The sequence below is a fragment of the uncultured Helicobacter sp. genome, assembly GCF_949282165.1.
GTDB lineage: Bacteria > Campylobacterota > Campylobacteria > Campylobacterales > Helicobacteraceae > Helicobacter_F.
Genome location: NZ_CASDOV010000001.1, coordinates 209,612 through 235,678, shown reverse-complemented (window position 1 = coordinate 235,678; position 26,067 = coordinate 209,612). Strand labels below are relative to the sequence as shown.

28 protein-coding genes are annotated in these 26,067 nt (G+C 48.6%); 17 read left to right on the top strand and 11 right to left on the bottom strand.

The features are described from left to right. Positions 1–18: 18 nt before the first annotated feature. Genes ACH2BK_RS01225 through ACH2BK_RS01210 form a run of 4 tightly spaced genes read right to left on the bottom strand, consistent with a single transcriptional unit; the run spans position 19 to position 4,245 of the window. Entirely contained in the window at positions 19–570 is a 552-nt protein-coding gene (locus ACH2BK_RS01225) for a HyaD/HybD family hydrogenase maturation endopeptidase (protein WP_395001775.1), read from the bottom strand. A 14-nt stretch (positions 571–584) separates the two neighbouring features. Further along, entirely contained in the window at positions 585–1,331 is a 747-nt protein-coding gene (cybH, locus tag ACH2BK_RS01220; RefSeq protein WP_395001774.1) for a Ni/Fe-hydrogenase, b-type cytochrome subunit, read from the bottom strand. Between the two features lie 12 nt (positions 1,332–1,343). Beyond that, positions 1,344–3,071 carry a nickel-dependent hydrogenase large subunit gene (locus tag ACH2BK_RS01215; RefSeq protein ID WP_394994704.1) on the bottom strand — a complete coding sequence of 576 codons (1,728 nt, stop codon included), beginning with the start codon at positions 3,069–3,071 and terminating at the stop codon, positions 1,344–1,346. A 16-nt stretch (positions 3,072–3,087) separates the two neighbouring features. Further along, a complete protein-coding gene (locus ACH2BK_RS01210) occupies positions 3,088–4,245 on the bottom strand; it encodes a hydrogenase small subunit (RefSeq protein WP_394994470.1) in 1,158 nt (385 codons plus the stop codon). 254 nt (positions 4,246–4,499) lie between these two features. On the opposite strand from ACH2BK_RS01210, the gene ACH2BK_RS01205 reads away from it, so the two are divergent. From ACH2BK_RS01205 to ACH2BK_RS01160, 10 genes are read left to right on the top strand one after another with little or no spacing between them, the layout of a single operon-like run. After that, positions 4,500–6,083, top strand: a complete 1,584-nt coding sequence (locus ACH2BK_RS01205) for an inorganic phosphate transporter (RefSeq protein WP_395001773.1) — start codon at positions 4,500–4,502, stop codon at positions 6,081–6,083. A 59-nt stretch (positions 6,084–6,142) separates the two neighbouring features. Beyond that, a complete protein-coding gene (locus ACH2BK_RS01200; RefSeq protein ID WP_394994475.1) occupies positions 6,143–7,477 on the top strand; it encodes a hemolysin family protein in 1,335 nt (444 codons plus the stop codon). Next, positions 7,464–8,261 carry a D-glycero-alpha-D-manno-heptose-1,7-bisphosphate 7-phosphatase gene (locus ACH2BK_RS01195; protein ID WP_395001772.1) on the top strand — a complete coding sequence of 266 codons (798 nt, stop codon included), beginning with the start codon at positions 7,464–7,466 and terminating at the stop codon, positions 8,259–8,261. The genes ACH2BK_RS01200 and ACH2BK_RS01195 overlap by 14 nt, the downstream gene beginning before the upstream one ends. A gap of 18 nt (positions 8,262–8,279) precedes the next feature. Further along, positions 8,280–9,281: an ADP-glyceromanno-heptose 6-epimerase gene (gene rfaD / locus ACH2BK_RS01190; protein WP_395001771.1), complete on the top strand. Its 1,002-nt coding sequence runs from the start codon at positions 8,280–8,282 to the stop codon at positions 9,279–9,281. 3 nt (positions 9,282–9,284) lie between these two features. Beyond that, entirely contained in the window at positions 9,285–10,721 is a 1,437-nt protein-coding gene (gene rfaE1 / locus ACH2BK_RS01185; protein ID WP_394994483.1) for a D-glycero-beta-D-manno-heptose-7-phosphate kinase, read from the top strand. Beyond that, positions 10,718–11,287 (top strand): D-sedoheptulose 7-phosphate isomerase, encoded by a 570-nt coding sequence (gene gmhA, locus ACH2BK_RS01180; RefSeq protein WP_394994486.1) that lies wholly within the window; start codon positions 10,718–10,720, stop codon positions 11,285–11,287. Before rfaE1 ends, gmhA begins: the two co-directional genes overlap by 4 nt. A gap of 15 nt (positions 11,288–11,302) precedes the next feature. After that, complete coding sequence (locus ACH2BK_RS01175; protein WP_395001770.1) at positions 11,303–11,785, top strand: hypothetical protein; 483 nt, start codon at positions 11,303–11,305, stop codon at positions 11,783–11,785. Positions 11,786–11,804: 19 nt separating this feature from the next. Then, entirely contained in the window at positions 11,805–11,960 is a 156-nt protein-coding gene (locus tag ACH2BK_RS01170; RefSeq protein ID WP_394994491.1) for a hypothetical protein, read from the top strand. Next, a complete protein-coding gene (locus ACH2BK_RS01165) occupies positions 11,938–12,315 on the top strand; it encodes a hypothetical protein (protein WP_395001769.1) in 378 nt (125 codons plus the stop codon). The genes ACH2BK_RS01170 and ACH2BK_RS01165 overlap by 23 nt, the downstream gene beginning before the upstream one ends. Beyond that, on the top strand, positions 12,231–12,800 hold the full coding sequence (locus ACH2BK_RS01160) for an alpha-1,2-fucosyltransferase (RefSeq protein WP_395001768.1): 570 nt from the start codon (positions 12,231–12,233) through the stop codon (positions 12,798–12,800). Before ACH2BK_RS01165 ends, ACH2BK_RS01160 begins: the two co-directional genes overlap by 85 nt. A gap of 9 nt (positions 12,801–12,809) precedes the next feature. Here the strand turns inward: ACH2BK_RS01160 and ACH2BK_RS01155 are convergent, their stop codons facing one another. From ACH2BK_RS01155 to ACH2BK_RS01135, 5 genes are read right to left on the bottom strand one after another with little or no spacing between them, the layout of a single operon-like run. Beyond that, the gene (locus tag ACH2BK_RS01155; RefSeq protein WP_395001767.1) at positions 12,810–13,733 is read right to left on the bottom strand and encodes a DNA ligase; all 924 of its coding nucleotides are present in this window, start codon (positions 13,731–13,733) and stop codon (positions 12,810–12,812) included. 1 nt (position 13,734) lies between these two features. Beyond that, the gene (locus ACH2BK_RS01150) at positions 13,735–13,914 is read right to left on the bottom strand and encodes a hypothetical protein (protein WP_395001766.1); all 180 of its coding nucleotides are present in this window, start codon (positions 13,912–13,914) and stop codon (positions 13,735–13,737) included. Between the two features lie 3 nt (positions 13,915–13,917). Then, entirely contained in the window at positions 13,918–14,715 is a 798-nt protein-coding gene (locus ACH2BK_RS01145) for a thiazole synthase (RefSeq protein WP_395001765.1), read from the bottom strand. After that, the gene (locus ACH2BK_RS01140) at positions 14,715–16,184 is read right to left on the bottom strand and encodes an NAD(P)H-hydrate dehydratase (protein WP_394994505.1); all 1,470 of its coding nucleotides are present in this window, start codon (positions 16,182–16,184) and stop codon (positions 14,715–14,717) included. Before ACH2BK_RS01140 ends, ACH2BK_RS01145 begins: the two co-directional genes overlap by 1 nt. Continuing rightward, on the bottom strand, positions 16,132–17,553 hold the full coding sequence (locus ACH2BK_RS01135) for an acetyl-CoA carboxylase subunit A (RefSeq protein ID WP_394994507.1): 1,422 nt from the start codon (positions 17,551–17,553) through the stop codon (positions 16,132–16,134). Before ACH2BK_RS01135 ends, ACH2BK_RS01140 begins: the two co-directional genes overlap by 53 nt. 112 nt (positions 17,554–17,665) lie before the next feature. On the opposite strand from ACH2BK_RS01135, the gene lolA reads away from it, so the two are divergent. From lolA to ACH2BK_RS01110, 5 genes are all read left to right on the top strand, one after another. Further along, positions 17,666–18,229, top strand: coding sequence for a LolA-like outer membrane lipoprotein chaperone (gene lolA, locus ACH2BK_RS01130; protein ID WP_395001764.1), 564 nt, complete (start codon positions 17,666–17,668; stop codon positions 18,227–18,229). A 113-nt stretch (positions 18,230–18,342) separates the two neighbouring features. Next, positions 18,343–18,612 (top strand): tetratricopeptide repeat protein, encoded by a 270-nt coding sequence (locus ACH2BK_RS01125; RefSeq protein WP_394994513.1) that lies wholly within the window; start codon positions 18,343–18,345, stop codon positions 18,610–18,612. Next, the gene (locus tag ACH2BK_RS01120; RefSeq protein ID WP_394994515.1) at positions 18,603–19,160 is read left to right on the top strand and encodes a hypothetical protein; all 558 of its coding nucleotides are present in this window, start codon (positions 18,603–18,605) and stop codon (positions 19,158–19,160) included. The genes ACH2BK_RS01125 and ACH2BK_RS01120 overlap by 10 nt, the downstream gene beginning before the upstream one ends. Before the next feature lie 51 nt (positions 19,161–19,211). Further along, the gene (locus ACH2BK_RS01115) at positions 19,212–21,455 is read left to right on the top strand and encodes a dynamin family protein (RefSeq protein WP_395001763.1); all 2,244 of its coding nucleotides are present in this window, start codon (positions 19,212–19,214) and stop codon (positions 21,453–21,455) included. Next, positions 21,452–23,275: a dynamin family protein gene (locus ACH2BK_RS01110; RefSeq protein WP_395001762.1), complete on the top strand. Its 1,824-nt coding sequence runs from the start codon at positions 21,452–21,454 to the stop codon at positions 23,273–23,275. The genes ACH2BK_RS01115 and ACH2BK_RS01110 overlap by 4 nt, the downstream gene beginning before the upstream one ends. Positions 23,276–23,559: 284 nt before the next feature. Here ACH2BK_RS01110 and ACH2BK_RS01105 read toward each other — a convergent pair whose 3' ends face one another. Both ACH2BK_RS01105 and ACH2BK_RS01100 read right to left on the bottom strand, forming a co-directional pair. Further along, a complete protein-coding gene (locus ACH2BK_RS01105; protein WP_395001761.1) occupies positions 23,560–23,724 on the bottom strand; it encodes a hypothetical protein in 165 nt (54 codons plus the stop codon). Between the two features lie 55 nt (positions 23,725–23,779). Continuing rightward, positions 23,780–24,082, bottom strand: a complete 303-nt coding sequence (locus ACH2BK_RS01100) for a hypothetical protein (RefSeq protein WP_395001760.1) — start codon at positions 24,080–24,082, stop codon at positions 23,780–23,782. Between the two features lie 151 nt (positions 24,083–24,233). Between ACH2BK_RS01100 and ACH2BK_RS01095 the strand changes: the two genes are divergently transcribed. Together ACH2BK_RS01095 and ACH2BK_RS01090 are read left to right on the top strand one after the other, a co-directional pair. After that, positions 24,234–25,442, top strand: coding sequence for an aspartate kinase (locus ACH2BK_RS01095; RefSeq protein ID WP_394994529.1), 1,209 nt, complete (start codon positions 24,234–24,236; stop codon positions 25,440–25,442). Positions 25,443–25,463: 21 nt separating this feature from the next. Next, positions 25,464–26,048 (top strand): HobA family DNA replication regulator, encoded by a 585-nt coding sequence (locus ACH2BK_RS01090; protein WP_394994532.1) that lies wholly within the window; start codon positions 25,464–25,466, stop codon positions 26,046–26,048. Positions 26,049–26,067 lie beyond the last annotated feature (19 nt).

Genomic DNA, 26,067 nt, shown 5'->3' with positions numbered 1-26,067 from the left:
AGCCTTATAGGGTAGAATCTAAAATCCGCGAAAAGAGAGGTTGGCGATTTCTTGAAGATCGCGATTGGCGATTTTGGTGGCGGTTATGCCATTTTGCGCGAGGTAGGCGATGGCTTGAGATTCCATAAGTTTCGCGCCTTGTTTGACATTTTCACTGAGGCTAAAGGCAGTATCCTCGCCGAGGACTTCAGGCACGATGCCGATGATATGCACGGGGGGTAAGTCGCCATTTATCTCCACTAGGCGTAGTGTTTGGAGCATTTCCACCTCGTGCGCACTCCCCGCCCAAGTGATGATATGAGGGATATTGTCAAAGTCAAAGGCATACACATCGCCAATCTGCGCGTCATCGACGCTCACGCAATCAAGGATTAGCACCCTGTCATAAGAAGTGATGAGTGGGATAAGCATCTGCGCTAGCGTCCCGCCATCGACGATCTCCACCTCTACGGGATTAGCAGGATCGCTAGGGGCAAAAGAATAATTCACCTTGAGATAGTTGGAGAGATGCACGCCAATGCCCTCATCTCCAAACAAAATATTGCCAATGCCAAGTATGAGGATTTTCATCTAGGATTGTTGGCTCACACTTTGACTTCATCAGTGTAGCGCATACCGCTCACGATCGCATCGACACCGCCATTTGGGTATTTGAGTGAATTCCACACTGCCATATAAATATGCACAGGGATAAAAATCATAAATGCCCAAGTAAGGATATGATGGAGATCGCGCACATTTGCCAAGCCCCCGCACATCACTTCAAACCAAGTAAAGAGCACCTTACACACCGCGCCCAAGCCATCATCATAGGAGTTGTAAAAGAGCACAACCCCGCTAAGCGATATGAGCAACACGAGAATGGCGAGTGAAAAATATGTGAAAAACTGCAAGGGATTGTAAGCACCATCGATATGGGGGTGCTTGCCGATGAAAAGATAGACTTTGAGCTGCTCTATCCAGCATTTTGGCGATATGGCTTGCTTGAAAGACACGCGCTCGGGCTTAGAATCTTTGTCAAAAAAGAACAAATACACCCGAAAAAACGAAACAGCAATGAGACAGAATCCTAAAATGATATGAAAGCTGCGCATATAGGCATTGAGATAACCCACAAACGCCCCCACATCGTGTGAGGCTATCTGCGGATCGCCGATAGTAACCACCTCATACGAGCCTAGCGCGTGCAAAAACGGATAGGCGATATAAAATCCCGTGGCGATGAGCAAAAATATACTAAATGCCCGAATCCAATGAAAAATCCTTGTCAATCCGGAAAATTCCTTATGGACATGGAATTCTTTTTTTTCAAAAGGAATTGTGTTTGCCATACTCTCTCCTTTCTAGCGCAATCCTGAAGCAGAGGGCTGCACCTTATACTTACTAAGCTCATTGCCACGAGTGTCCATCACATGCACAGAACACGCGATACATGGATCAAAGGAATGGATATGGCGTATAATCTCTAGCGGCTGCGTGATATCTTGGACTTTGGTGCCGATGAGACTCATCTCATAAGGCCCCTTTTTGCCATTCCTATCCATTGGTCCAGCATTCCATGTGCTTGGCACAACGGCTTGGTAGTTTTTAATCACGCCATTTTCGATTCTCACCCAGTGGCTTAGCATACCGCGTGGTACATTACCGATGAAATATCCTTTGTAGTTCTTGTTTTTATCGATGACATAGGGTGCACAGGTATTCTTATCAGTCTTTAGATTCTCAACTAAAGCGTTAAAGGCCTTGATACCATAATCCGCGATGACTTTGCACTCAATCGCCCTTGCAGCGGTGCGCCCTAGCGTGCTAAAGAGGTGCGCGGGAGTGAGCCCTGTCTTTGTCAAAAACTCATCGACTACGGCTGTGATATAGGGATTTTTCTTTGCATAGCCCACCACCACGCTTGCTAAAGGCCCTACTTCCATAGGCTCATCTTCATAACGAGGGGATTTGATCCATGAGTATTTGCCCTTTTCGTTGATGAGCGGTGTTTTGGTTTCCTTGCCATCTATCCCGATAGATATACCATCGACAAAGCCCGTATAGTTGGGATTTGTCTCGCCATCGTATGGGTGTAGAGGCCCATTGTCTTTATACCACGAGTGTGTGGCGTCCTCGGTAATCTTGTCGGTATCGACTTCATAAACCTTGCTAAGATCGCCGTTTTTGACGATACCGCTGCTTAGTAGCCACTCATCAGGTCCCACTTGAATCTCTTGGAAGCTAAGGAAATTCGTGAGTCCGCAGCCTTTGAGCACAGAATCTTCGGTTTTATACATCTCTGCTGCCATAATGATATCCGCCCAATACGCACGATTGACAAAATCTGCAACTTCTTTATACTTTGTGAGCCACTCGCCAAGCCTACTAGGATCATTTAGATCCATAATGCAAGTTACCCCGCCAACTGTGAGGCTCTGTGGGTGTGGGTTTTTGGCACCAAAAATGGCCATCATCTGTGCCATTATGCGCTGAGATTCTAGGAGTCGCAAATAGTGTGAAAGCACGATGAGATTTTGCTCGGGGGTGAATCGATAAGTCTTGTGCCCCCAATAGGCGTTAGCAAATGGCCCTAGGCTGCCTTGCTGCACAAATTTGCTCACACGCTCCTTGACGGCTTTTAGTTCATCCTCGCCCGTGTAGATCGGGTTTTTTGTGTATTTAAAGGCAAGCTCGGAAGCTTTTTTTTCGTTTGCATTGAGGGCTGAAGTGATGTCGCACCAATCAAGTCCGTGCAGGGTATAAAAATGCACCGCGTGATCGTGCAAAAAGAGCGCGATATTCATCAGTGTTCGCGTAAGGATTGCATTAAGAGGCGGAGTGATACCCAGAGCCTTCTCCACTGCGACAATCCCGGCTTTGTAGTGTGAAAAGGTGCAAACCCCGCAGATTCTTTGCATCAAAAAGCCCGCATCGCGTGGATCGCGGTTGCGCACGATGGTTTCTAGCCCGCGCCAAAGTGTGGAGCTAGAAAATGCGTCTTTTATCACATTATTTTCATCAACGATTACTTCTATCCTTAGGTGCCCTTCGATTCTTGTGATTGGATCGACTACGATTCGCTTTGTCATCATTCCCTCCTAAAATTTAGTCTTGTTTCTTTTTGATAGCACTGATTACTGCGTGGGCGGCTATGCCCACAGCTGCTGCGCCGAGTATCACGCTGCCGACATTGTTTGCGGTTTTGTCAGCTCCCAAACCATCAAAGCTTGTGGCATAGAGTTTGTTGCCAATTGGCTCTTCAAATGGGCGCATCGTATCCCAAAAGTTTGGCTCACTGCAGCCTATGCAGCCGTGCCCTGCTTGGATAGGCCAGCTTGTGTGTTGGTTAAAGCGAAGTTTGGAGCAGTTGTTGAAAGTATAGGGACCTTTGCAGCCCATTTTATAAAGGCAGTAGCCTTTTTGCGCGCCCTCATCGCCAAAGGATTCTACAAATTGTCCCGCATCAAAGCGTCCGCGCCTCTCGCACAAATCGTGGATTCTGAGCCCATAAGCCCAAGTGGGGCGATTATACGCATCGAGGCTTGGGAGCGTGCCAAAGAGGATGAAGTGCAATACATTGCCCACGATGTTTTTCTCGCTAGGTGGGCAGCCCGGGACATTTATCACGGGTTTATTAGTGATTTTTGAGAGTGGTTGGGCGTTTGTGGGGTTAGGATATGCAGCTTGCACACCACCAAAGCTCGAGCAAGTCCCGATGGCAAAAATCGCCGCCGCGTTTTTGGCTGCTTCTCTAGCTTCTTGCGCGCCTGTGGTGCCATGCGCACCGATAGTAAGGTAAAACTCGCTCTTGCCCTCTGGTATGCCGCCCTCTACCATGAGGATATAGCCACCTTTATGCACGGCATCATGCAGCGATTTACTCGCCTGATAGCCCGCTGCTGCCATTACCGTCTCGTGGTAATCAAGGCTGATGTAATCGAAGATGAGTGAATCTATGGTCGGCGCATCGCTCCTTAGGAGGCTCTCACTGCAGCCCGTGCATTCTGCCATATGGAGCCACACGACGGGGATTCTGTTTGCCACTTCTGCAGCCTTTGCTGCTAGGGGTGTGAAGCTCGCAGGGAGCGAGAGTGCCGCAGTCATACTCCCTGCCCATTTCATAAAATCTCGCCTTGAAAAGCCCTTAGATTCTAATTCTTGGGCTAGGTTTCTCTCTGCATTGTGAGCGGGGAGGGATTCTAAATATTCAAGCCGTGCCTGTGCCTTTTGGAGCAATTCATCGCTGACGATTTGTGCTTTCATTGACAATCCTTTTGTGAGGGGTGTGATTTGTTGTTGCAAAAGCCTTAAGCCAAAACCTTAAGCTTTGTGGGCAAATTATATAGCAATCTTTTTTAAATTTTTGCATAAAAATACTTGAGAAATAAAAATAACATTACAAAAAGTTACTTCTAGCTTTACTTTTGATGATCCTGCGCGAGGATGAGTAAAGTTTATGTAAAAACTTTGTAAAATGTGCAGATTGCAAGCTAAAGACACTAATACGAGGGAGCATTATGGATATAAGAACCATAAAACGCATAGAAAAGGCTGCGCAAGGCAATATCGGGGATAGCATAAAAATCGCTATCGTGCTTGTGTTTTTTATCATCGTGTGCATTATCGCAAGTGTTTTTGGGGCGACGCACAATATTATGCTATTAGCCTTTGCCACGGTGATTGGGGCATATATGGCGATGAATATAGGAGCTAATGATGTGGCAAATAATGTCGGTCCTGCCGTGGGTTCTAGGGCTATCACGCTTTTGGGCGCGATTGGAATCGCGGCGTTTTTTGAGGCATTTGGGGCGATTGTCGCTGGAGCCGATGTGGTGGATACGATAAAATCGGGCATTATCGATCCCGCGAGTGTGCGAGATTCTAAGGTTTTTGTGGCGGTAATGCTCGGGGCGTTGCTCTCTTCAGCGATATGGCTGCATTTGGCTACCTTTTTGGGTGCGCCTGTCTCGACGACGCATTCCCTCGTGGGCGGCGTGCTGGGAGCTGGGATCATCGCAGGTGGTATGGAAGTCGTCAAATGGACAGAGCTTGCTAAAATCGCCTCAAGTTGGGTAATCTCGCCCGTGATGGGTGGGATTTTTGCCGTGCTATTCCTCGTGCTTATCAAGCGCACCATCACTTACAAAGAAAACAAAAACGAGGCGGCTAAGGTAGTCGTGCCGTTTTTGGTGTTTTTTATGTCGTGGGCGTTTGGGCTCTATCTCATCATCAAGGGCTTAAGCCGCGTGCTCCCTATGCACTTTGGGCTAGCGTGCGTGCTCTCGCTTGTCGTTGCATTAGCGATATTTTTGGGGACGCGTCCGCTTATCGTGCGCAAGGCACACAATCTCTCTAATACCAAAGAGGATATAGGCACGCTTTTTACGATACCGCTTATCTTTGCCGCGGCGATGCTAAGCTTTGCGCACGGGGCAAACGATGTCTCAAACGCCGTAGGTCCGCTCGCTGCTATCAATCAGACGCTTGAGAGTATGAGCGATGAGGTGCTTAGCAATAAAGCTGGCGTGCCGTTTTGGATTTTGCTCATCGGCGGGCTTGGGATCTCCATAGGCTTGGCTCTGTATGGTCCTAGGCTTATCCGCACCGTGGGCAATGAAATCACGGATTTGGACAAAATCCGCGCGTTTTGTGTGGCGATGAGTGCGGCTATCACCGTGCTTGTGGCTTCGCAGCTCGGGCTTCCTGTGAGCTCGACGCATGTCACCATAGGTGCGATTTTTGGGGTTGGGTTTTTGCGTGAGTATCTCAAAAAGCGGTATTATGAGATGCAGCAGACGATTATCCAAGCCCATAGGGGCAAAGATTCTATCGAGGTGGAGAGGTTTCTTAGTGAGTTTCATAAAGCAAGCGTGAAGCGCAAAGGACAGATTTTAGAATCTCTCAAGCGCAATGAGCTCAAAAACACGCTCAACTTTAGCAAGAAAGAAAAGAAAAGCCTCAAAAAAGCCTATAAGAGCGAGCTTGTCAAACGCAGTGCGATAAACCGCATCGTGGCTTCGTGGATTGTTACCGTGCCTATCTCCGCGCTGCTTGGGGCATTATCGTATTTTGTGATTATGTGGATAGGCTTTGAGCTTTAGGAGTTTTTAAACAACCCCTGCTACAATTAGCTTAATTTTACAATCTAAAAGGAGCATTTTTGGATCCTTATCATTCGGGTTTTCTTTTTCTTTTGGCGTTAGTTTTGGTGTTTTTAAACGCCTTTTTTGTAGTGAGTGAGTTTGCGATTGTCAAAGTGAGAAGGTCAAAACTTGAAGAATTGTCAAAAAATGGTGTGAAAAATGCGGATTTAGCACTCAAAATCACACAATCCCTTGATACATATTTGAGTGCCACACAGCTTGGGATCACACTCGCTTCTCTCGCGCTTGGTTGGGTGTCTAAAGACGGCGTGGGCAGCTTGATTTTGTTTGCTTTTGAATCTCTTTTTGGCAACCAGCACGCACTCATCTCCATCATCTCTGTAACAATCGCCTTTATCGTGGTAACGCTCCTGCACGTGGTGCTAGGCGAACTGGTGCCAAAGTCAGTAGCCATCGCTAAAACCGAAACTATGGTGCTAGCAGTGGCTAAGCCCCTGCATTATTTTTGGCTTACCTTTTATCCCTTTATCCATCTTTTTGATTTACTCGCGGCATTTTTCCTAAAGCTTATTAAGATCACTCCGGCAAAGGAGAGCGAGCTAGCGCATTCTGATGAGGAGCTAAAAATCATCGTGGGCGAGAGCCTCAAAGAGGGCTATATAGATTCTATAGAAGGCGAGATCATCAAAAATGCGGTGGATTTCTCGGATATCGTGGCAAAGGAGATAATGACTCCGCGCAAAGATATGGTATGTCTGTGTGCCGAGGATAGCTATGAAGAGAATATGAAAATCGTGCTAGAGACTAACCACACGCGCTATCCGTATTATCAGGATTCTAAAGACAATATCATCGGTATGGTGCATATCCGCGATTTGCTCAAAAACGCAGTGGGCAATAGCCAAAGGGATATGCTAAAGCTCGTGCGAAAGATGATCATCGTGCCAGAGAGCGCGCATATATCAGAGATCCTCATCACGATGAAAAAGCAGCAAGTGCATACCGCGCTCGTTGTCGATGAATACGGCGGGACGGCGGGGCTGCTCACGATGGAGGATATCATCGAAGAAGTGATGGGCGATATAGCCGATGAGCACGATTTAAAAATCGTGGATTATCAGCAAATTAGCGAAAATGTCTATGAAGTCAATGGCAAAATCGATATTGAAACGATTGAGGATATGCTAGGGATCGCCATTGAGGAGACAAACGATCACGTAACTATCGGCGGGTATGTGTTTGGGCTTTTGGGGAGGCTGCCCGAGGTGGGGGATACCTACACAGATTCACAATCTAAATGCGAGTTTGAAGTCTTGCAAATGGATAATGCGCGTATAAAAAAGCTAAAAATTACCAAAATCCCGCAGGATAGTGCTGATGCTAAGCCCTAGAAAATGCGCGTTTTTTGATAGAGATGGCGTGATAAACCGCGACTATGGCTATGTGTATAGGCAGGAGGATTTTGTCTTTAATGATGGGATCTTCACACTTTTGGAGTTTTTAAAATCCCATAATTTCTTGCTCATCGTGGTTACCAATCAATCCGGGATTGCGCGCGGATACTACACGCAGCGGGATATGCAAGCCTTACATAGCTTTATGCAGGCGCGGCTAGTGGAGCAGCTTGGATTTGGCTTTGATAGAATCTACTTCTGTCCGCACGCACCACAAGAGCAGTGCGCGTGCCGCAAGCCAAAAAGCGGTATGATCGCACGAGCTTGCGAGGATTTTGCCCTAGATTTGGCACAATCTCTGCTTATAGGCGATAAAATCACTGATATGCAGTGCGCGCACAATGCTGGCGTGGCGGGCAAATTTTTGCTCCAATGCGATGAGGTGCTGCCACAGGATTTGGCGATATCTAATGTGTGCAGGGTGCAAAGCCTCGCGCAGATTCAGAGTGTGTTAGAGCAGAGTATAACACGCAGTGCAGCGACTGGGGGCTCTACTCCCATTACTGATACACAAGTTTCACAAAGTGAAACTTCCAATAAAATGATAGATTCTAGCTCGGTTTATACAAAAGGTGTGAGCCCAAGCGGCGTTCCTGACGCGCTGACACCAAACAAGGTTTTAGATTCTGAAAAATCTGCTGTATGCTCGCGCAGCGGAGGGGCTGGGGGCTCTGCCTCAAGCCCCGATACACAAATTTTGCTCACGCAAAATTTGCATTAAATAAAAGGGGGCTTAGGTATGAAATACATTTATGACGATTTGGCGGACAAAAATATCCTCATCACAGGCGGAGCGGGATTTATCGGGAGCAATCTCGCCTTGTATTTTCAAAAGCATCACCCACAGGCTAATGTCTGCGTGTTTGATAAATTCCGCGATGACACCTACTTCCCTAGTGGCAACCCCACAAGCCTTGGGCATTTTAAGAATCTCCTTGAGTTTCACGGGGAAGTGATCGTGGGGGATCTCATAAAAGATCTTGATAAGATTAAAAACCGAGATTTTGACTATATCTTTCATCAGGCGGCTATCTCAGATACCACTGCGATGGACCAAAAGCTTATGTTAGAGACAAACTTCGAGGCATTTGTGAATCTCTATGAGATAGCTAGGCAAAGGGGTGCTATGCTCATTTATGCCTCATCGGCAGGGACTTATGGCAATTCCCCAGCTCCCAATAGCCTAGGCGTGGGCGAGGTGCCAGAGAATATCTATGGGTATTCTAAGCTCCAAATGGATGTTTTTGCGCGCAAAATCCTAGAGCGAGATTCTCAAACTCCCCTCATTGGCTTGCGGTATTTTAATGTCTATGGCGAGCGGGAGTTTTATAAAGGCAAAACCGCCTCAATGATTTTGCAGCTAGGCTTGCAGGCGTTGGAGCACAAAAAAGTGCGATTGTTCAAACACGGCGAGCAGCTGCGGGATTTTGTGTATATCAAAGATGTGATTCAGGCAAATGTCAAAGCCATAGAGGCGCGTGCAAGTGGCGTGTATAATGTCGGTGCGGGCGTGGCGCGGAGCTTTAATGATATTGTGGAGATACTCAAAAAACACCTTGGGGATTTTGAAGTGGAGTATATTGACAATCCTTATGTGTTCTACCAAAACCACACGCAAGCGGATATTAGCCTAAGTGAGGAGTTCCTCTCCTACACGCCGCGCTTTAGCCTAGAGCAGGGGATAGAATCCTACATACCAGAGATTGTGCGGATTTTTGAGACGCAAGTGCGTGCGAGGTAAGTGATGTTTGGCTTGGAGCAAAAATCCCCCAAAGTCCTTGTTATTGGGGATTTGATGATCGATCACTACATTTGGGGGGATTGTAACAGAATCTCCCCCGAAGCCCCCGTGCAAGTCGTGGAAGTGAAAAATGAAAGCAATAGGCTAGGGGGCGCGTGCAATGTCGCAAACAATCTGCTAGCCCTTGGCGCGCAAGTGTATGTGTGTGGCGTGGTGGGCGATGATGCTGATGGTAGGTGGCTCGTGGGTGCGCTGCAGGATTTGGGTGCGGATATTAGCCATATCTTTGTGGATTCTGCGCGCCCTAGCACCAAAAAAAGTCGTGTGGTGATTGCCAATCAGCAAGTGCTGCGCGTGGATAGAGAGAGTAGGGCGAGTGTGGATTCTCTACTGCTGCAAAATGTGCGCGAGAATCTAAGCGCGCTCATAGCGCAGGTGGATTGCGTGATTCTTTCAGATTACAATAAGGGCTTTTTGGGCTATGATTTTACTCAGGAGATTATCGCCCTAGCGCGTAGCGAGCGTAAATTTGTGCTATGCGATCCTAAGGGGAGTGATTATAGCAAGTATAAGGGCGCGACTTTGCTCACGCCTAATAAAAAAGAAGCCACGCTCGCCACAGGCATTGAGATTCACAATGAGGCAAGCCTGCTCCAAGCTGGCGAGAGGCTAAAAGAGATGTGCGCGCTAGAGATCTCACTCATCACGCTAAGTGAAGATGGCATAGGGATTATCGATGATGGCGTGTGCAAGAAAATCCCCACATTTGCGCAGGAAGTCTATGATGTAACGGGCGCGGGGGATACCGTCATCGCAGCTCTAGGCTTTGCGCTAAGTGCGGGGTTAGATATTTATAGGGCAAGTGAGTTTGCCAATAGCGCGGCGGCAGTAGTCGTGGCAAAGGTGGGGAGCGCGAGTGCTACGCATATCGAGATAGAGCATTATCTCCACGCACACAGACAGAATCTAGACAATGGCAAGGTTTTAGATAAGGAGCAAATGCGCTCTATGGTGCAATCTCTGCGCCAAAGCAATCCAAAGGCGCGCATAGTTTTCACAAATGGGTGTTTTGATATCCTGCACAGAGGGCACGCGCAGTATCTTAAGCAGGCACGCGCGCTTGGCGATATGCTCATCGTAGGGCTTAATAGCGACGATTCCATATCGCGGCTTAAGGGCGCGTCTCGTCCCATAAACACGCAAGAGGATAGGGCGTTTTTGCTCGGTAGTTTGGAATGCGTGGATTATATCGTGGTCTTTAGTGAGGATACCCCACGCGATCTCATCGCCGCTCTTTCGCCCGATGTGCTCGTCAAAGGCGCGGATTATGAGGGCAAGGAGATCGCGGGGAGTGAGTTTGTCAAAGAGGTGCGGCTCATAGAGTTTGTCGAGGGCAAGTCTAGCACCAATATCATAGAAAAAATAAGGAGTGGAGAATGAAAGATTTTATACAAGCGGAGTTTTTAAACCATATCGAGATAAGCTCGCATGCGCTTAAGTGTATGTTAGATTCTATCGAGCAGAGCGCGCATATCCTGCTAGAATGTCTCAAAAACGGCAATAAGGTGCTCATCTGTGGCAATGGCGGGAGCGCGGCAGATTCTCAACATTTTGCCGCCGAGCTCACGGGGCGATACAAGCGGGAGCGTAAGGCACTAGGGGCGATCGCTCTAAGCGTGGATACCTCCGCACTCACCGCAATAGGCAACGACTATGGGTATGAATACACATTCTCAAGGCAGGTTGAGGCTCTAGCGCAAAAGGGCGATGTGCTCTTTGGAATCTCTACGAGCGGGAATTCTAAAAATGTCCTCAATGCCCTCAATGTCGCAAAATCGCTAGGCTGCAGGACAATCGCGCTAAGCGGTCGCGACGGCGGGGCGATGAAGGCATTGTGTGAGAGCAATATGATCGTGCCAAGCGATGATACCGCGAGGATTCAGGAGGTGCATATCCTCGTGATACACGCGCTGTGTGATATCATCGAGCGTGAGTGTGGGGAGTAGATTCTATAAGCCTTTATGAGTGGTGCAATGTTTGAGCGCACGCTAAAGAGTTTGGCGAGATTTGGGGATTTATCCAAGCAGCTAAAGGAGATGTTTCGCACTCAAGGGCTTAGCGCGGCAGCAAATACCGTGGAGAGTAGGGGTGGGGTGAATTATGTGAGTTTCCCCGATGGCGCACTTTTAGAATCTCTGGCTTATGTCAATCGCATCTCACACGATGAATTTAGCACCAAGGGCGCGCCATTGCTGCATTTTTGCGCGTGTGAGGAGTTTGGGCGACTCTATGCTGAGCACAATCCCCACCTACTGCTTTTTGCCCCTAGGCGCAATGCCTTTGAGTTTAGCGTGTATCGGGGGCATAGTATGGTGGGCTGGTATGCCGATACGCCCCTGCACCTTTGCCCTATGTGCAAGGAAATCTTTGCAAATCTTTGGCGCACCGAGCCCACCCCGCATTTGCAAAATCTCTTAGAAACCTTGGATTTGCCCCTTGCTTAGACTAATCTGAAGGATACAAATGATAGTGATAAAGCTAGCTGGTGGGCTTGGCAATCAGATGTTTAACTACGCGTTTGCGAAGTTTTTGCAAAAGCACGGATACAAGGTAGTTGTCGATATCTCGTGGTTCCCGAGTGAGGGCAAAAAGCATAGTGAGGGCAAAAGCGCAAAATAGCTCTCGGGGGGGGGGCATTAGAAATTTTGAACTTCAAGGTTTTTCACTCACACTGCCTGTGATTAGAGAATCTAAATCCACTATCGCCACGCTTTTGGCTTGTGGATTCCCAACGCGCTATGTGGCGTATAAAAAGCTCCATCGCCTCACGCCAAAACCTCTAAGAAAATTCCTATACACAAAATGGGAGGAGCGGCTTTTTGAGACTATCACGGATTTTGATGTGTCGCGTATGCGCGAGGTGTTTGCGCACAAGGATAAGGTGTTTGTTTGCGTGGGGTATTTTTTGCCTACCACTATGTGCGTGAGGTGCAAGCAGAGATTTTGCGCGATTTTAGGCTCGCTCATCCGCTAAGCCACGCAAATGCTAGACTTTACACACAGATTGATAAGACGCCAGATTCAGTGTTTTTACACGTGCGGCGAGGGGATTATTTGCTCGCCAAAAATGCGCATTTTATAGTGCTTGATGGCGCGTATTATGAGCGGGCGTTGCGCCATATCAAGCAGACTTTGCCCACTGCGCGTGTTTTTGTCTTTAGTAATGATATGCCTTGGTGCAGGGCGCATTTTTTGGATTTGCTAAGCCCAGAGGTGCGAGAGGGGTTAGAGTTTAGCTTCATAGAGGGCAATGACGAGGGCAACGCCATAGAAGAGATGGAGCTAATGAGCGCGTGTAAGCACGCCATCATCGCAAATTCTACCTTTAGTTGGTGGGCGGCGTATCGTATCGCTAATCCCCATAAGATTGTCATCGCTCCTAAGAGGATCACGAAAGACGAGAATGAGGCGAGGGAAAAGGTGTTTTATCCGCCCCATTGGGTGCTGCTAGAGGTGTAGGGCTAGATTCTAGGGGTTGGAGATTCTCACAAAGCGCGTGTGCTTGGGAATGCCATTTTTGCTAAAGCCATTGTATTGGTATGTGATGGTGGTGCCCACTCTCGGGGGATTGGTGCGCAGCGCGTCGCTAAGCCCGCTGCCGATTTTAAAGGTTATGCGTTTGCCCTGCCAATGTGGGGGAAGCGGATTGTCCCCATTGCTTTGGAGCACTTGCTCGCATATGAATGCCCCGACTTTGCCCACTGCGCGTCCATTGCCCTGCGTGTAGCCTATGATTTGGCACTCGCTATCGGTGTGGGGTTTGAGTTTGAAGGCATTTTTTGCCCTGCCCGGGCGGTAGCCCCGCTCATCGGGGCGTATGATGAGCCCCTCGCCGCTAGATTGTGTGATTGTCTCAAGCATTGCGTGTAGCTGCCTATCTGTGGCGTGTGGGTTTTGTGGCTCTAGGATATGTTGTGCGATGAGGCGGACATTTGGGCTATGGTGCGCGGAGAGAAACGCCCCCACTGCCTCTAGTCGCTCGCTTAGGGTGCATTGCGTGTGTTGCGCGTCTTTGAGCCCACAGCTAGGCGAGTCAAAGACGAGATACACCACATCGCGCCACTGCTCACAGGTAGAATCTTGCCTTTTCACAAGGCTTGCCATCTCTTCAAATCGCCCATACCCAAGCCACAGCTCCCCATCAAGCGCAAATGGCGGGAGCTGCTCGATAAAGCAGCGCGGTGCGTTGATGGGATTGCCCCTTTTGGTTTTAAGCCCTTTAGAATCCCACACGCCGCGCACGCCATCGTATTTTTCGCTCACGAGATAGCGCACAGATTCTAAAAGATCCCCTTGGTAGATTCTAAACTCTACAACTTCTAGCCCATAGGCGATTTGCGCACTAAGGATTAATCCAAAAATTCGCGCCAACGCCCGAGTGGATTCTGGCATTTTAGTGCAATTTGCTTTGGCAAATTGTTGCCGCTTGCGGGGAGTAAATCCCCACTCGCTCCGCTGCGCGAGCATACACAGAATCTAAATGCGAGATTCTGTGGCGTTTTGGTGTAACCGCGTCAGGAACGCCCCTTGGGCTAACACCTTTTTTATAAACCAAGCTAGATTCTGTATTCATTGCCTAAATGAGTTTTGGCATACCGCCCACAGGCGAGGAGGCACTTGCATAGGGCTTTTTGTCCATACGCCCCGCTAGGAAGCTCTTCCTGCCCGCTATCACAGCGTCCTTCATCGCCTCTGCCATTAGAATGGGATTTTTCGCGGTGGCTATGGCGGTGTTGGTGAGCACGCCATCGGCTCCTAGCTCCATAGCGATACTCGCATCCGAGGCGCAGCCTATCCCCGCATCGACGATCACAGGGACTTTGAGCGCGTCTTTGATAAAGGCGATATTGTAGCGATTTTGTATCCCAAGCCCGCTCCCAATGGGCGCAGCAAGTGGCATCACCGCGCTTGCTCCAGCAGATTCTAGCTGCTTAGCGACTATGGGATCGTCATTGGTATAAGCCAGCACGACAAAGCCCTCGCGAGCGAGAATCTCACACGCCTTTAGCGTCTCTATCACATCAGGATAGAGCGTTTTTTGCGTATCGCCGATGATTTCTAACTTGATAAAGTCAATCCCACACGCCTCCCGCACGAGCCTAAAAAGCGTGATTGCCTCTTTGGCATTGACACAGCCTGCGGAATTTGGCAAGAAACTCACATCGGTATCCTTGAAGTAATCAAGCAGATTTTCCTCATCTTTGTTGAGGATATTCACGCGTCGCACCGCCACGGTAATAACCTGCGCGCCAGAGGCTAAAGTCGCCTCGCGTGTCGTCTGAAAGTCCTTGTATTTGCCACTTCCTACGATGAGGCGTGAGTGAAACTCCCTAGAGCCGATTTTTAAACTATCTGTGTTTTGTGTGTTATTCATCAATGTTTCCTTTCTAATAATGAGAGATTTTCTATAAGTTTTTGGGGCGTGAGGGCGTAGGTGCTAGATTCTCTATGGCTTGCTAGGGCGTGAGCGAGGGAAGCGTGGATAGCAGATTCTACCCCGCTGCGCCCTTGTGCTAACAGCGCGCCTATCATACCAGCGAGCACATCGCCACTCCCGCCCTTAGCCAGCGCGACGCTCCCGAGGGGATTGATATAGATTTTTTCTCTGTGCGCAATGAGTGTGTTCGCACCTTTAAGCAGGAGCGTAACTTCGGGATAGCGTTGGCTAAAGCGCATTGCGTATTCTAGGCGATTAGTAGGAGTGAGGGCGACATCGCCAAAGCCACAGATTCTAAGCAGAGCCACAAATTCCTTAGGGTGCGGAGTGAGCACGATTTGCCTCTGTGCGCTATCAAGCAAGCTCCGATATTCTAAAAGCTCTCTAATCTCTGCATAATGCAGCGCGTCCGCATCCACTACGCAGGGCTCGCTGCGCTTGAGCACATCGCCCAAAATCTTTGGCGTAAGCTCTCCTAGCCCCATACCCAGCGCAAAAGCCGTGGTGTTGTGCGGCGCGATCTTGCTTGTCATAATCTCATAGGGCGGCGTGAGCTTTTCGCCCACCACGCTCACAAGCCCAGCCCCAAAGTGCAGGGCGCTCTGTGCGGCGAGGATAGCCGCGCCACTTTTGCTCCCAGCATACACGCACAAATGCCCAAAGTCCCCCTTGTGCGCGTTTTGTCGCGTGCGTGTGGGCAGCAAAAGATCGCTAGATTCTAAAAGTTTCAGAGGCGAGGCGATCTCATAGTTTTGGCGCGCCACCCCAAGCTCGGCGAGGTGTATCTCCCCCACATAGTCCTTGGCGACATCGCTAAATAGCGTGGTTTTGAGCGCGCCCATACACATCGTGTGATGCGCGCTAAACACGGGCGTGGATATTTCATAATCCCCACCAAGTCCGCTTGGTATATCGCACGCGATTTTGAGCGGTGCGAGGGCATTAGCAGTCTTTAGCACTTGCAAAAGTTCCTCGCTCATACTGCCCCTAAATCCGCTGCCAAAGAGGCAATCCACCACCACATCGCAAGGCAAAAGCTTAGTGATAAATCGTATCTCCTCAAGCAATCGTGCCTTGTCGCACATCTCCACACACAGCGGGCTTTTGGGCTCTTTGGCTTGGTAGATTCTCACGCGATAGCTTCCGCTAAGCTTGCGAGCAAGCGCGTAACCATCCGCGCCATTATCGCCACTCCCGCAGATGATGGTTACCACGCTTTTTTTGTGCGCTTTTTGCTTGATAAGCTCTAGGAGCGCGTTTGCGGCGTTTTCTACTAGAATCTGTGGCGTGAGGGCAAATCGCTCACACACGCGTTTATCAAGCGCGCTCACATCTTCATAGACATTTTGCATCTCACTCTCCGCAGCGGCACGCGATAGCTGCAGCGATAGCTGCGACGATATCATCTGTGTGCTCGCTATGCTCGGGGATTAGTGAATCTATCTTGGTTTCTAAAAATGAAGTATCAAAATCCCCCCGCCTAAAGTCCTTGTCCTTGCAGATATTGCGCAAAAATGGGATTGTGGTTTTCACGCCTTTTATGGTGAATTCTTGCAGGGCGCGATCGAGCTTATTGACGGCTAGATCGTAGCTTGAGGCGCGCACGATGAGTTTAGCCACCATAGAATCATAAAAGGGCGGTATCACATAGTCTTTATAAATACAGCTATCCACACGCACAAAAGGTCCAAGTGCTGGATAATAAGTCGTGATTTTGCCCGGATTTGGCACAAAGTCGTTTTTAACATCTTCGGCGTTAATGCGTGCTTCTATCGCATAGCCTTGCGTGCGGATATCGCTCTGTGTGAGATCGAGGATCTCCCCGCTAGCGATGCGTATCTGTCGCCCGATGAGATCTAGCCCTGTGATTTCCTCAGTGATGCCGTGTTCGACTTGGATACGCGTATTCATCTCCATAAAATAGAATCTATTATAATCATCGAGCAAAAACTCCACAGTCCCGGCATTTGTGTAGCCCACCGCCTTGGCTGCTGCTACGGCAGTCGCGCCCATTCTGCGGCGCAAATCCTCGCTGATAAGCGGGCTAGGCGCGATTTCTATGAGCTTTTGGTGTCGCCGCTGAATGGAGCAATCACGCTCCATTAGGTGGATCACATTGCCATAATTATCTGCTAAGATCTGAAACTCGATATGGCGCGGATTGCTAATGTATTTTTCCATAAACACATCATCGTTTTTAAAAAACGCCATCGCCTCGCGCTTGCAGGCATTAAAGCTCTCTTCCAAATCCCGCTCTTGCGCCACTACGCGGATTCCGCGCCCGCCACCACCAGCACTTGCTTTGAGGATTATGGGATAGCCGATTTTTTTGGCAATTTGTGCGATTTTGTCCATATTGAGATGGTTGAGCGGTTCAGTGCCCGGGACGATGGGGATACCATTTTGCTGCATAATCGAGCGCGCTTGGTTTTTGTCCCCCATTTTGGTGATGACTTGGGCATTTGGTCCTATCCACACGAGGTTGGCTTCATAGACTTTGTGTGCAAAGGCGGCGTTTTCGCTCAAAAATCCATAGCCGGGGTGGATCGCGTCTGCGCCCATTTTGAGCGCGGCTTCTACGATGAGATCGGCATCGAGATACCCACGCAGCGGATCGTCGCTGATTTCATAGGATTCATCAGCCATCTTGACATGCATAGAATCCCTATCGGCACGAGAATAAATAGCCACGCTTTGTATATGCAAATCCCTGCACGCGCGGATAATGCGCACGGCGATTTCGCCACGATTTGCGATGAGAATCTTGCCTAACATTCCTTATATCCTTGTGTTTTGGGGTGCTTAGTGGCACATTGTATCTTAGTTTGGTTGTGTTTTGCATTAATTCTTTTGTATAATGGCGGGATTATCGCTAAAGGTTAGGGTTATGAAAATATCGTGGAAGTTGTGCTTGATAATAGGGATTTTTTTAGCAAATGCGCCGCTTTTTGGAGAACAGATTCACAAAAATCTCAAAAGCCTCAAAGCAGATTTTGAGCAAATCATCATCACTGAAGATGGCGCGCAGGCGAGCTACTTTGGCACGCTAGAGGCAAAGGCTCCCAATAAGGCAAAATGGATCTATGAGCCACCTATGCAAAAGGAAGTGTATGTCAATGAGGGCAAAATCAGCGTGTATGAGCCACCGCTAAAGCAAGTGTATATCAGCACGCTTAGCACACAAAGCGATGTGTTTGAGATATTAGAGAGTGCTAAGCCGGAGTTAGATTCTGAGGGTAAGCCTACGGGGCGATACACCACGACGCTCAATGAGACGCTTTATACTCTCATTTTTGATGATAAAGGGCTACTACAAGAGATTAGCTATCAAGATTCACTCCAGCAGACTACGCGCATTGTCTTTAGCGGGCATATACTCAATCCAAAGATTGATGATGGGGTTTTTGTCTTTACACCGCCTCAAGGCATAGATGTGATCGTGGCAAAATGAGATTGCGTATTTATATTGAAAGAATGCGCGACAATCTGATAGAATCTAAAAGCATATCTTAAGACTTAAAGCCTCTTAAAGTAGGGCTTGTAAATTACGCACAAAGGGCAAGTATGAGCAGTATCAAAACCATCACGCTAGCGACTATTTATGAAAACCAAGGGCTAAAAGAAGACGCGCTAAAAATCTATCAAGATATTTTAGAGCTCCAGCCAGATAATGAGGAGGCGCGGCTAGGTGTGGCGCGCCTAAGCAGCAATCCCGCGCACTCTCTTATAGATTCTAGCTCTCTGGCAGATCCCAAATGGCTAGAGGTGTTTAATCATCTCTCAGACTTAGAGCAAAACAAAAAATTCCAAGAATGGCTACTGCAATGGAACTAAAAGACATTATCCTAGAGACAATCAACACGCTTGAGAGCGATGTGCGCGAGGGCAAGGAATTACGCGCAGGAGATTCTCTAAAGAGTGATGAGGCAAGCAAATCTAGCGCACAGGAGCGAGAGGGAGCGCACTTAGCGCAATCTAGCGCACCCTATGAGGCATCGCTAGAGAATCTAAGCGCGATGTTTGAGCATTTAGGTGGGCGCTCAGGCGCGCAGGATTCTAAGGATTTGGACAAAAGGGCACCAAAGGACGCGCTACAAACGCCCAAAAATCCCCCAAATCCCTTGCTAGATTCTAAAACGCGTCTAAAGCCATCAATGCTTTCAGTGATTAATGAATCCCACAATACCCAAGCCCTAAGCGATGAGAGGACATTTTTAAAGCTTTTGCAAGATCGCTTGCTCGTGCTCTTTGAGGGTTTGGGTATGCCCGATAAAGATTCTCAAAAACTCACAATGGTGTTAAATTTTTTGCAATATCAGCTAAGCGTAGTCGCTAAGAGACTAGAAAATCTCGAGGAGAGAGACAAAAGCAATAGAGAGTAGGGCAATATAGGGGAGCAAGGCGATACACAAAATAAGGCAAGGAGTGAAGCAATGCAGGAAGCAAAGCCAATGAGCACAGAGCAGATTGAGAGAGTAAAAAGCTATTTGCTAGATAATGATGAAATGCTCGCCCTCGTGTATGTGTGCGATGAAGCCCTCCTGCCCCAATTTAGCCAAACGCAGGTTATGCAGGAGTTTTTTGCGGAGTTTTTTGGAGATGTGCCTAGCGCGCAGGATTTGCACGCGCTTAAAGGTTTGCTCACACCCGCACTCACGCAGCCCCTTTATGCCAAGCTCATAGGGCATTTTTGGGCATTGTGCGAGGCGCAAGTGATCACCAAGGCGTATTTTCATCATCTGTTGTTATCCCTCCACGCGCACAAGGCGGATTTATCCACACAGACTAAAACCCAATCCACCCACACAGATCTCACGCGCACCCACGCTGATATGGAGGAGTTTTATCACGCCCTTCAAGGATTCTGCACGCAAGATTCACACACACAAGCCCTGCACAGAATCTGGCACAATGCAAGGGAGCAAAAGTTTTCTATCGGCGTTACGGGCGTGCTAAGTGCGGGTAAGAGCACCTTTTTGAACGCCCTGCTTGGCGAGGAGATACTCGGAAGCTCCACAATCCCAGAGACTGCCAACCTCACGGTGCTCCAATACGCCCATACTCAATACGCCAAAGTGCATTTTTGGAATCTTTGCGAGTGGGAGGAGATCCTTGCGGATTCACACACCGATGAGGGGCTTAGGCGGTTTGTGCAGCAAACCCAGAGCACCTTTGGGGATAGCCTCTCACGCTATATCACTAAAGAGGGCATAAGCCAGCATATCGAGCTAAGCGAGCTTAGCACCCACACTTCTGCTAATCACGCGAGCAAATTGTGCAATCTCATTAAAAAAGTCGAGCTTTTCACGCCCTTAAAGTTCCTGCAAGGGGGCGTGCATATCGTCGATACGCCCGGGCTAGACGATCCTATCACTAAGCGCGAGGAGATCACAAAGGAGTATATTAGGGATTGTGATTTGCTCATACACCTTATGAATGCCAGTTGCGCCGCGACGCAAGTGGATGTGGATTTTATCCTAGAGACGCTTTTAGAGCGCAATATCTCGCGGCTGCTCGTTGTCCTCACGCGCGCTGATCTCATCACACCAGATGAGCTGCACCAAAGCCTGCAATACACCAAGCAAAGCCTGCAAAATGCGATTGTAAAAATCTCCCAGAGCCTAGATTCTCACGCGATCCTCTCGCGCATTACCTTTTTGCCCGTCTCTAGCTACAACGCCCTGCTAGCTCGCACGCAGCCAGACTCCGCCCCAATGCCCCTAGAGCAAACGGGGATTTTGGCGATTGAGGAGTATCTCGACACAATGCTACTAGGCGAAAACAGCCTCAAAGCGCGCGATATCGCCTATCTTTGCCTAAAATCCTTTGCGGGCATTGCCCACGAGCTCGCGCACGATTTGTCTTTAGAATCTAAGATTTTAAATGCCAGCAAAGAGGAGCTAGAGGAGTTTATCAGCCTAGAGCGCGCCCAAATGCAGTCCTTGCGCGAGCACTCTGCGCGTATCTCCCAAGCCATTATGGACAAAAACACCGAGCTTGAAGGCACGCTAAAACTCCTCAATGACTTCATCACTATGTCGCTCCAAACCTCCCAAGACAGGCTAAAAGAGCGCGTTGTCCAAAACATCGCCTATGCTAAGAAGCAAAACCGCACTATGCCAAAAGAGGATTTGTATGAGCTTTTTAGCATCGCGCTTAAGGACATCTTTACTGACATCACGCGCGAGTATAAATACAAGCTCAATACCAAAATCACACATCTTATCCAAGAGGTGCGCAGCGAGGTGCAGGAGGCTTGCCCTAGTGTGGATTTTGCGCACACTCCGCCGAGCTTTAGCTTCTATGCCAAAGACGAGCAGATCGCGCATTTTGTGCATACGCTAAGCGATGAGGTGTTTGGGCTTAGTGGCTCTAGCGCGCTTGCTAGCAAGCTAGATTCTGTATTTAGTCAGACTTTTGCGCGCTTTAGCGAGCTTATTTTTAGCAAATCCGAGCATACCAAAGAGGGATTTTTGGAGTTTTTTGGGGGGATTGCCCAAGCAATCACGCAGGATTTCCAAACCCAAATCACACACAAGGAGCAGGCACTCCAAAAAGCCCTCCTGCAGTTTGAGCAAAGCAACAACCAAGAGACAAAAAACGCCCTCGCGCAAAAGCTAGATTCTATCACGCAGCTAAAAGAGCGCATCGTGCGGGCTTATAAGGAGTTAGAATGAGCATCTTACAAGATTTCATCGCCCAATTTAGCGCGCTTAGATACCAAAACCCCCTAGCCCAAAAAATCCTAGCCACGCGCGCGCTACTTAGTCAGCATTTCGCGCTAGATTCTGCGGATATGAGCAAGTTTGACAAGCTCCTATCCGAGCTTAATGCACCGCTCAAAGTCGCGGTGATAGGGCAGTTTTCTAGTGGTAAGAGCACATTTTTAAACGCCCTGCTTGGCGAGGAGATACTCCCTAGTGGGATTATCCCGCTGACTTCTAAGGTGTGCGAGATAGGCTATGGAGAGAATCTCCACCTAGAGATTTTTTACAAAGACGGCACGCACAGCTTTGCGCCGCTAGATTTTTTGGAGCGAGCAGATCCGCTCATCAATGCCCAAATCAGCCACTACAAGCTTTTCGCGCCCCTGCCACTTTTGCAAGAAATCACATTTTTGGACACGCCCGGCTTTAACTCCCAAAACCAAGAGGATACTGAGGTTAGCAACGCAATCCTGCAAGAAGTCGATGGAATCATTTGGGTGAGCCTCATTGATAATGTGGGCAAAAACAGCGAGCGCGAGATTCTGTATAACCACATCCGACATTATCGCGCCAAAAGCCTCTGCGTGCTCAACCAAAAAGACAGGCTAAAAAACGCCGCCGAGATTGAGACAAGCCTCAACTACGCTAGGGAAGCCTTTAGCGGGATTTTTGAGGAGATTATCGCCATTTCTGCCAAAAATGCTCTAAGCGCGAAGACTCAATCTAACAGCCAGAGAGCACAGCAGTTCTATGAGGATTCTGCGATTGTGGAGGTGTTTGAGTTTCTCCACACGCACCTTATGCCCCAAAAGGCTCAAAACAAAGAGCACAGGACACTCTATGCCCTGCGCGCTTTGGTGCTGAAGTATTATCGGCGTTTGCATATCCCACAGATTTATCTTAGGAGGCTAGAGGGGATTTTGGAGGGCTATGGCGCGCTAGATTCTATGCAGGCACAGGCTCTAAATGCCCAATCCCAGCAGCTTTTCTCGCTTTTAGAATCCCGCCTACTCACGCTCACACAGCAGATTTTTAGCGAGATTACGCGTGTCACAATGACTTTTAGCAAATCCGCCAAAAACGCCTTAGGCTTAAAAACCACGCAAATGTATGAAAAGGAAGTGTATGTGCTGCCTCTAGATTCTGTGCTCAATGCCCTGCAGCGGCAGGATAGCCCGCTCATAGCAGAATGGCACAAGCTCTTTTTGGCACTCAAGCAATTTGGAGCGGAGTTTGTGCGCGAGATCCCAAGCTTTGGCGAGCTTTTGCAAGAATGGGAGAAGCAGGCTCTAGGCACGCACCCTAGGGGCACGCCGCTATTTTTGCCCTATGTGCTAAGCCTGCCGGTGCATTTGCAGGAGTGGCTTGTGCAAACCCACACTATCGCGCTTGATTTTAGCTCCGTAATGGATAGGATTAGCTCATCGCTGCACTCCCGCACGCACGAGCTCGCACAGCTTTTGGACAAAACGCTCAAAAACGCCATCAAGCTCGTGTGCTTGGAGCTAGATTCTAAGATCGCTAAGGGCGTGCAAGCCTACCAAAAGGATAGCGAGAGATTCCCCCTCTATGAGCCGAGTATGGAAAATATCCGCGATATGCTCCAAAACGCGATAGGGCTTGAATACTATCAGGAGCGACTTTTTTTGCACAACAACATCGCCAAAGCCCTCGTGCGTGAGATAGAATCTACGCTTGCAAGCGTGCGCGAGGAGCATTTAGAGAGACTAAGGGCATTGATGGCACGCAATGATGAGATTCTTGGGGCGTTGAAGTTGGTTATGAAGTGATATTGTGCCTTGAGTGATAAAGGAAATTCGTCTCTCCCACGGGAAAACGGCTCCTTGGGTAATCATTGCGTAGATTTGGCGGGTTTGGGGGGAGTAGTCATTACCTATGAGGTAACTCCTACCCCCGCACCCGCCAAAAACTCCACAAGCACCACCGCAATGACTAATTTTTTGTTTGCAGTGGTGAGCTTATAGAATCCACACCGAGTCGGAGGCAAGCCAAGCGCGGAATGTAGGGAAAATACAGAATCTAGTGTAGGCTTAGAATCTAGCCTAACAGAATCTCAAGCAGATTCAGAATCTAGCCCCACAGATTCTGAAGCCATTACTCTAAAAGAGATTCTAAGCAACGCACAAAGACAGAATCTAAGCCCAAAAAGCTTACAGAAATCCCTACCACAGAGAAAACCAAAGCAGATTGAGGCTAACCCTGCGCAATCTGATCCCACAGATTTTGCTATCTACAAAACCAAACGCCATAGAATCTAAAAGTAGCGACGAGATCTAGTGCCCCTCATAGCTTTTTAAAATCTCACACGACTTGCGATTGTTTTGGAAAAAACATTCCTCTTGGAGCTGATTTGGTGTTGGCTTTTCTTGCTGCTTAGTTTGCCGTTCTTGCTGCTCTTTGGCTTTGTTGGCGCGGTATTGCTTCATCTCAAAGTGGTTAGAGACATACACAACGACGCAAATAAGCACGATGAGCGCGATATTGACGCCATTTAGGGGCATTCTGCCACAAAACCCACATCGCCTTTTAGAATCCCTTTGAGCCCCCCTCTTGCTATCCCTTTTGGTATCCCTCATTTTCACTCCCTGCGCAAATTTTGGGAATTGTAGCGTGTTTTTTGCCCCAAGGCAACTCCTTGCTAATCTTGCTAAAACTTTAAGCATTTTCATTTTATGATTGCACTTTCTTTTCTCCCGACAAATCTTAGACTAATGGTAAGGATTGGCAATGCTGATTGTGCAAAAATACGGCGGCACGAGTATGGGTGGGTGCGAGCGGATAGAAAATGTCGCGCAGCGCGTCCTACACACCCTAGAGCGCCACAAATGCGGATTAGTCGTCGTCGTCTCGGCGATGAGTGGGCAGACAGATACGCTGCTAGAATACGCGCATTTTTTCTCCTCTCTCCCAAACACGCGCGAGGTGGATATGCTCCTTAGCTCCGGGGAGCGTGTCAGCAGCGCACTCCTTGCCATCGCGTTAGAATCTAAAGGCATCAAGGCAATCTCCCTAAGCGGGCGCGGTGCGGGGATTATCACAGAGGATACGCACACCAAAGCGCGTATCAAGCATATCGATACGACGACTATCAATCGCCTTTTACAAGAGGGCTATGTCGTAGTGGTGGCGGGCTTTCAGGGCGTTACCCAAAAGGGCGAGGTGACCACGCTTGGGCGTGGTGGGAGTGATCTCTCGGCGGTGGCTCTAGCGGGCGCGCTCAATGCGGATTTGTGCGAGATTTACACCGATGTCGATGGGATCTACACCACCGATCCGCGCATAGAATCTAAAGCCAAAAAAATCGATAAGATCAGCTATGATGAAATGCTAGAGCTCGCGTCTATGGGGGCTAAAGTGCTGCTCAATCGCTCCGTGGAGCTCGCAAAAAAACTCAAAGTAAAACTCGTCTCGCGCAGCTCGTTTTCTGCGAGTGAGGGGACATTGATAACAGATGAGGAGGATATTATGGAAAAACCCATCGTCAGTGGCGTGGCACTAGACAAAAATCAAGCTAGGGTGAGTATAGCCGATGTGCTCGATCGCCCCGGGATTGCGGCAGAGATTTTTGGCGCGCTTGCAGAGGCAAATATCAATGTGGATATGATCGTCCAAACTATCGGCAGAGACGGCAAGACAGATATCGATTTTACGATTCCACAAACCGAAGTCGAGCTTGCTAAAAAAGTCCTAGAGTGCTTCAAAAAAGATGTCCAAAGCATCGAGTATGACTGCGATATCGCCAAAGTCTCTATCGTGGGCGTGGGTATGAAATCCCATAGCGGTGTGGCAAGTATCGCGTTTAAGGCGTTGGCAAAGGAAAATATCAACATTATGATGATTGGCACGAGCGAGATAAAAATCTCTATGATTGTAAATATCAAATACGCCGAGCTAGCGGTGCGCACGCTGCACGATGTGTATGCGCTCGATAAATAAAACTCACAGAATCTAGAATCTATGGAGCGACTGGATATATGGCTTAAAAACGCCATCAGACAAGAAGACAACAAGGGCATTATGAGTGGCTGGCTCGAGGAGCAGCGGCTGGGGCTCGTGCCGCTTTTTTCTCGTGTATTTACGCATATCCTGCAGGGCGGGAGCTTGGTGGTGCTTGCTGATACGCAGCGGCAGTGGTTTAGCAAATATATCACGCAAAATATCAACCTCCCTAGCAAGACGCGCCCGTTTTTCCCCATCTTTGAGATAGAATCCCTAGGCTTTATGATTGATATGAATCTCAACTACAATAGCGCGCCCGATAGGCATTTTGGCGCGATTAACAAAATGCTTGAGCACTCTTTTGCCAAAAACTATATGCTTTGGTATATTGGCAAAAAAACCATTCGCGGGGATTTTGCACTCTTTTCTGTGTCGGTAGAGCCCTTTGTGTGGCTTATCGATGGGCAGGATATGCCGACTAAAACCATTCGCCTAAGCTCGCTTGATGATTTGCTAGATTATAAGCTCTTACAACTCTATCGCTTGTTTGAAAAGGCTCTGTGTGGCGTGGTGTTTGGGCAGATTTCGCTAGATTTTTCATAATTTTTCACAAAGGTGTAAG

Coding starts and splice junctions, on each gene's coding strand:
- rfaD (WP_395001771.1), top strand. CDS start 8,280: ATGAAATACATTTATGACGATTTGGCGGACAAAAATATCCTCATCACA.
- ACH2BK_RS01170 (WP_394994491.1), top strand. CDS start 11,805: ATGATAGTGATAAAGCTAGCTGGTGGGCTTGGCAATCAGATGTTTAAC.
- ACH2BK_RS01155 (WP_395001767.1), bottom strand. CDS start 13,733: ATGCCAGAATCCACTCGGGCGTTGGCGCGAATTTTTGGATTAATCCTT.
- ACH2BK_RS01090 (WP_394994532.1), top strand. CDS start 25,464: ATGGAGCGACTGGATATATGGCTTAAAAACGCCATCAGACAAGAAGAC.
- ACH2BK_RS01140 (WP_394994505.1), bottom strand. CDS start 16,184: ATGATATCGTCGCAGCTATCGCTGCAGCTATCGCGTGCCGCTGCGGAG.
- rfaE1 (WP_394994483.1), top strand. CDS start 9,285: ATGTTTGGCTTGGAGCAAAAATCCCCCAAAGTCCTTGTTATTGGGGAT.
- ACH2BK_RS01110 (WP_395001762.1), top strand. CDS start 21,452: ATGAGCATCTTACAAGATTTCATCGCCCAATTTAGCGCGCTTAGATAC.
- ACH2BK_RS01145 (WP_395001765.1), bottom strand. CDS start 14,715: ATGAATAACACACAAAACACAGATAGTTTAAAAATCGGCTCTAGGGAG.
- ACH2BK_RS01210 (WP_394994470.1), bottom strand. CDS start 4,245: ATGAAAGCACAAATCGTCAGCGATGAATTGCTCCAAAAGGCACAGGCA.
- ACH2BK_RS01195 (WP_395001772.1), top strand. CDS start 7,464: ATGCTAAGCCCTAGAAAATGCGCGTTTTTTGATAGAGATGGCGTGATA.
- lolA (WP_395001764.1), top strand. CDS start 17,666: ATGAAAATATCGTGGAAGTTGTGCTTGATAATAGGGATTTTTTTAGCA.
- ACH2BK_RS01100 (WP_395001760.1), bottom strand. CDS start 24,082: ATGAGGGATACCAAAAGGGATAGCAAGAGGGGGGCTCAAAGGGATTCT.
- gmhA (WP_394994486.1), top strand. CDS start 10,718: ATGAAAGATTTTATACAAGCGGAGTTTTTAAACCATATCGAGATAAGC.
- ACH2BK_RS01225 (WP_395001775.1), bottom strand. CDS start 570: ATGAAAATCCTCATACTTGGCATTGGCAATATTTTGTTTGGAGATGAG.
- ACH2BK_RS01125 (WP_394994513.1), top strand. CDS start 18,343: ATGAGCAGTATCAAAACCATCACGCTAGCGACTATTTATGAAAACCAA.
- ACH2BK_RS01120 (WP_394994515.1), top strand. CDS start 18,603: ATGGAACTAAAAGACATTATCCTAGAGACAATCAACACGCTTGAGAGC.
- ACH2BK_RS01215 (WP_394994704.1), bottom strand. CDS start 3,071: ATGACAAAGCGAATCGTAGTCGATCCAATCACAAGAATCGAAGGGCAC.
- ACH2BK_RS01175 (WP_395001770.1), top strand. CDS start 11,303: ATGAGTGGTGCAATGTTTGAGCGCACGCTAAAGAGTTTGGCGAGATTT.
- ACH2BK_RS01115 (WP_395001763.1), top strand. CDS start 19,212: ATGCAGGAAGCAAAGCCAATGAGCACAGAGCAGATTGAGAGAGTAAAA.
- ACH2BK_RS01150 (WP_395001766.1), bottom strand. CDS start 13,914: ATGAATACAGAATCTAGCTTGGTTTATAAAAAAGGTGTTAGCCCAAGG.
- cybH (WP_395001774.1), bottom strand. CDS start 1,331: ATGGCAAACACAATTCCTTTTGAAAAAAAAGAATTCCATGTCCATAAG.
- ACH2BK_RS01135 (WP_394994507.1), bottom strand. CDS start 17,553: ATGTTAGGCAAGATTCTCATCGCAAATCGTGGCGAAATCGCCGTGCGC.
- ACH2BK_RS01205 (WP_395001773.1), top strand. CDS start 4,500: ATGGATATAAGAACCATAAAACGCATAGAAAAGGCTGCGCAAGGCAAT.
- ACH2BK_RS01095 (WP_394994529.1), top strand. CDS start 24,234: ATGCTGATTGTGCAAAAATACGGCGGCACGAGTATGGGTGGGTGCGAG.